Origin of the sequence: Streptomyces sp. 8L (assembly GCF_020176795.1) — a bacterium.
Taxonomy (GTDB): Bacteria; Actinomycetota; Actinomycetes; order Streptomycetales; family Streptomycetaceae; genus Streptomyces.
In genome coordinates, this window is sequence record NZ_JAIUKE010000711.1 from 1 (window position 1) to 4,075 (window position 4,075).

Genomic DNA, 4,075 nt, shown 5'->3' on the forward strand with positions numbered 1-4,075 from the left:
GGGATCAGTACCGGTGCGCGGGGGGCGGGTAGCCGTAGCCGCCGGGGGCGGCGCCCAGGTGGGCGTCGCGGTCGTAGAACGGACGGGTGTTGGCGCGCAGCCACATCGCCACGGGATCGCTGTCGTCGGACATCGCGACCGTCGACACCGGCAGCCCTTCCGGCACCGCGGCGACCGACTGGCGCATCATCGTCCGCACCGACTCGACGGCCGCGGGGCCCGTTTCGTAGAGGTCGAGGCCGACGGCGAGGTACGCGGCCCCGAGCGCAGGCTGCACCCATGCGCGCCGCAGCGACCTGACGGCCTCGGTGCGGTGGGCGTTCTGCGTGAGCAGCGCGTAGAACTGCGGGATCTGGAGGGACGGTTCGGTGATCCGCAGCGGTCCCGCCGGCATCCGGTCCAGGCCGGTGGCGATTCTGCGCAGGTCGGGCCAGGGGATGCCGACACCGCCGCCCGGCGCGTGCGGGTTGAGCCAGATGCCCCAGCCCTCGGGGTAGAGCGCACGGGCGATGTCCTGGCCGGAGACGATCTCGTGGGCGCGGTTCCAGCCGCTGGCCGCCAGCTCCTGCGCCGAGGTCACGCAGGGCGCGTACCCGTACCCCTCCACCTGCATGTTGCCGTACTGCGCCGAGGGTGAGCCGGGGCCGCCCTGCCACAGCAGCATCCAGACCCGGCCCGCGGTCTCGTCGGCGAGGGCACGCAGCAGCGCCTCGTATGCGTCGTAACGCCCCGGTACGACCTGGCGCAGCATCTGCTCGATGTGCCCGGCCTCCGCGGTGCCTGGCGCGCTCACTCCGCTTCCCGCCCCTCTACCCTCGCCATCGGACCAGCTCCCCCGGGCACGCGGCCTCGGCGCCCCCGACATCAAACCAGCTTAGGCGGCGGTACTGACACAGGCTTGACGGCAAGGCGTGGCGTCAGCGCTGCTCCCGCTGGTAGAAGGGGCGGACCCGGCCGAGCATCCAGTCGGCGACGAGGTCCTCCTGCGCCATGTCCAGCAGCAGCAGGTTGACCTGCCAGGGGACGTGCACGCGGCCGAGTGCGCGGCCCAGCGCGTCGAGCGCGGCATTGCCGTCCGGGGGCCCCCAGGGCACCAGTTGGACGCCTATGAACAGCTGGTGCGGGCCGCCCTCGACGGAGGCGAGCGCGCGGCGGGCGGTCGCGACCACCCCTGACGCCTCGAACTCGGCGCCCGCCGCGGCGAGGAAGTCGAGCGGCTCGTCCTGCCAGTCCGGCTCGAACAGCCGGACCCGGCCGCCCGTTTCTGGCCCGTCCAGCAGGGTGCGTCCCGTGCGGCAGAGTTCGGCGACGGCGGGGGGCGGCAGCGGCACCCCCACGACACCGCCCGGGTTGACGGCGATGCCGAGCTGCGGCGGCAGGCCGCGGGCGAACTCGCGGGCGGGTGCCACGGCGAACGGCATATGGCTGCCCACGCACCGCAGGAACTGCTCCTCGGAGCTGAAGACGGGCACGTACGCGCCGCCCCCGATCTCGACTGTCGGCAGGTCCAGGTCCTGGCTGTCGGGTCCGCCGCCCTCGGGCAGCGGCACCCACACCTGACTGCGCCCGAGTACCTCGACGAGCCGGGGGCCCGCCGTCTCGCTGCCGAGCGAGGCGGCGAGCACCTCTTCGAGTTCGTTGCCCGGCCATGCCGTGTCCACTGTGCGCCGTCCTCCGCCCCTGCGTACTGATCCGGGGCAGCACCTTAACCGCCCTGGTCGGCCCGCGTCCGCGCGGTGGCGGGACCTGGCCGGTCCGCGGCGGTGAAGAGGATGGCTGCGAGCGTGCCCGCGGCGTCCCGGTCGAGCAGGACGGCGGTGCGGCAGCCCGCCGGTGGCCCGGCCGTCTCCACGGCCGCGAGCAGCCGCGCCACCGCGACGCGGTGCCGGGCGAAGGCGTACCGGGAGACGGCCCTGCCCCGGGCCCGCTGGCCCGCGCGGGCCACCTCGGGCGGGACGTCGAGCAGCACGAGGTGCAGCGCGCGCCCGCGTCCGCGCGCCGTGCGCGCCAGCCATCCGCGCACCCACCGCTGGGTGCCGCAGTCGTGGACGACGGCACTGCGCCCGGCGCGCAGCAGACGCCACAGCCCCGCGTAATGCGCCAGGCGCACGACGGGCCGGTACAGGACGTACGGCAGCAGCGGCAGCCGGCCCGCCCAGCGCTCGCGGGCGTCCTGCGAGTCGACGGCGCCCTCGGCGGCCCGGCGGATCAGGGTGGACTTGCCGCTGCCCGGCAGGCCGGAGACCACGACCAGGTCGCCGGGCGCGAAGACCAGCGCGCCGGGCCGGAGCCCGGTGCTCCGCCGCAGATCCCGCACGCCGGCGGCGGTGGCCCCCGTCCCCGCGCCGGTGCCTCCGGCCGTCGCCGCGCCCGCGCCCGTACCGCTGCCGGCGCTCCCGCCCGTATCGCCGTTCCGTACCGCCGCCGCCCGCTGCCGCGGGTCCCGCACCGTCATGGCCACCCCCGTCGCGGTCGTCCGCCGGCCGTCCCCGGGCGCGCCGTCCCCGTGGGCCCGCTCGGTAAAGAGATGGTAATGGCGACCGAGGTTCCCCCGGCAGGGCCCGCATGCGATGATGGCCGCGCAACTCCATACCGGCCGTTTGAATCCGCGCGGGAGAGTTCCGGACACCTCGGGTGCTCCGGGCGCCGAAGGAGCAAGTTCCTCCCTTGAATCTCTCAGGCACCGATACCGCGCGGGCGAGGCAGATCTGAAAAGCGGGCCGCTGTGCGCGCCCCACCCAAGGTGCAAGTCATGACCCGTGACTGGGCGGTCATGATGAACCTCTCAGGTTCCGATGACAGATGGGGAGGACCGTCCTCGCCCTTCATCTCCGGGAGCCACCGATGAGCCCGTCACCCCGCCGCACCGCGCTCGACGCCGTGCACCGCGCGCTGGGCGCGACCATGACCGACTTCGCGGGCTGGGACATGCCGCTGCGCTACGGCAGCGAGCGCGACGAGCACCAGGCCGTCCGCACCGCCGCCGGCCTCTTCGACCTCTCCCACATGGGCGAGATCACCCTCACCGGGCCCGGCGCCGCCGCCGCTCTCGACTACGCGCTGGCCGGCAACATCGGCAAGCTCGCCGTCGGCCGCGCCCGCTACACGATGATCTGCCGCGAGGACGGCGGAATCCTGGACGACCTGATCGTCTACCGCCTCGGCGAGACGCACTTCATGGTCGTCGCGAACGCGTCGAACGCGCAGGTCGTCCTCGACGAGCTGACGGCCCGCGCGGAGGGCTTCGACGCCGCCGTGCGCGACGACCGCGACGCGTACGCGCTGCTGGCCGTGCAGGGGCCCAACTCGCCCGCGATCCTCAAGTCGCTCACCGACGCGGACCTGGACGGCCTCAAGTACTACGCGGGCCTGCCCGGCACGGTGGCCGGGGTGGACGCGCTGATCGCCCGCACCGGCTACACCGGCGAGGACGGCTTCGAACTGTTCGTGGCACCCGCGGACGCCGAGCGGCTCTGGCAGGCGCTGACCGAGGCGGGCAAGGACGCGGGCCTCACCCCGTGCGGCCTGTCCTGCCGGGACACCCTGCGCCTCGAAGCGGGCATGCCGCTGTACGGGCACGAGCTGACCACCTCCCTCACCCCGTACGACGCGGGCCTCGGCCGGGTCGTCAAGTTCGAGAAGGAGGGCGACTTCGTCGGCCGCATGGCGCTGGCCACGGCGGCGGAGCTCGCCGCGGTGAAGGCGCCGCGCAAGCTGGTCGGCCTCGTCGCCCGGGGGCGCAGGGTGCCCCGCGCGGGCTACCAGGTCGTCGCCGGGGACGCGGTCGTCGGCGAGGTCACCTCGGGCGCCCCCTCACCCACCCTGGGCAAGCCGATCGCGATGGCGTACGTGGACGCCGCGCACGCGGAGCCCGGCTCCGAGGGCGTCTCGGTGGACATCCGCGGCAACCACGAGCCGATGGACGTCGTGGCCCTGCCCTTCTACAAGCGGCAGAAGTGATATCCCGTTCTCCAGCACGGCCGGCGCGCCCCCCCCCCGGCCCCCCCCCCACCCCCCCCCCCCCCCCCCCGGCCCGGCCGCCCCCCCCCCGCCCCGAAATGATAAAAAAAACAAA

The 4,075-nt window shown here is 74.5% G+C and carries 4 protein-coding genes and 2 riboswitches; of the genes, 1 reads left to right on the plus strand and 3 read right to left on the minus strand.

Translation table 11 applies throughout. The features are described 5' to 3' along the window. Positions 1-4: 4 nt before the first annotated feature. The 3 genes from LCE31_RS37590 to LCE31_RS37600 all read right to left on the minus strand — a co-directional run bounded on the left by LCE31_RS37590 (position 5) and on the right by LCE31_RS37600 (position 2,455). Entirely contained in the window at positions 5-793 is a 789-nt protein-coding gene (locus LCE31_RS37590; RefSeq protein ID WP_225022590.1) for an enhanced serine sensitivity protein SseB C-terminal domain-containing protein, read from the minus strand. A 124-nt stretch (positions 794-917) separates the two neighbouring features. After that, positions 918-1,661, minus strand: coding sequence for an enhanced serine sensitivity protein SseB (locus tag LCE31_RS37595; RefSeq protein ID WP_225022592.1), 744 nt, complete (start codon positions 1,659-1,661; stop codon positions 918-920). A 44-nt stretch (positions 1,662-1,705) separates the two neighbouring features. Then, the gene (locus tag LCE31_RS37600) at positions 1,706-2,455 is read right to left on the minus strand and encodes an AAA family ATPase (protein WP_225022594.1); all 750 of its coding nucleotides are present in this window, start codon (positions 2,453-2,455) and stop codon (positions 1,706-1,708) included. 146 nt (positions 2,456-2,601) lie between these two features. Then, positions 2,602-2,702, plus strand: a riboswitch (glycine riboswitch). Then, a riboswitch (glycine riboswitch) is annotated at positions 2,703-2,812 on the plus strand. A gap of 32 nt (positions 2,813-2,844) precedes the next feature. Between LCE31_RS37600 and gcvT the strand changes: the two genes are divergently transcribed. Beyond that, on the plus strand, positions 2,845-3,960 hold the full coding sequence (gene gcvT, locus LCE31_RS37605) for a glycine cleavage system aminomethyltransferase GcvT (RefSeq protein WP_225022596.1): 1,116 nt from the start codon (positions 2,845-2,847) through the stop codon (positions 3,958-3,960). Positions 3,961-4,075 lie beyond the last annotated feature (115 nt).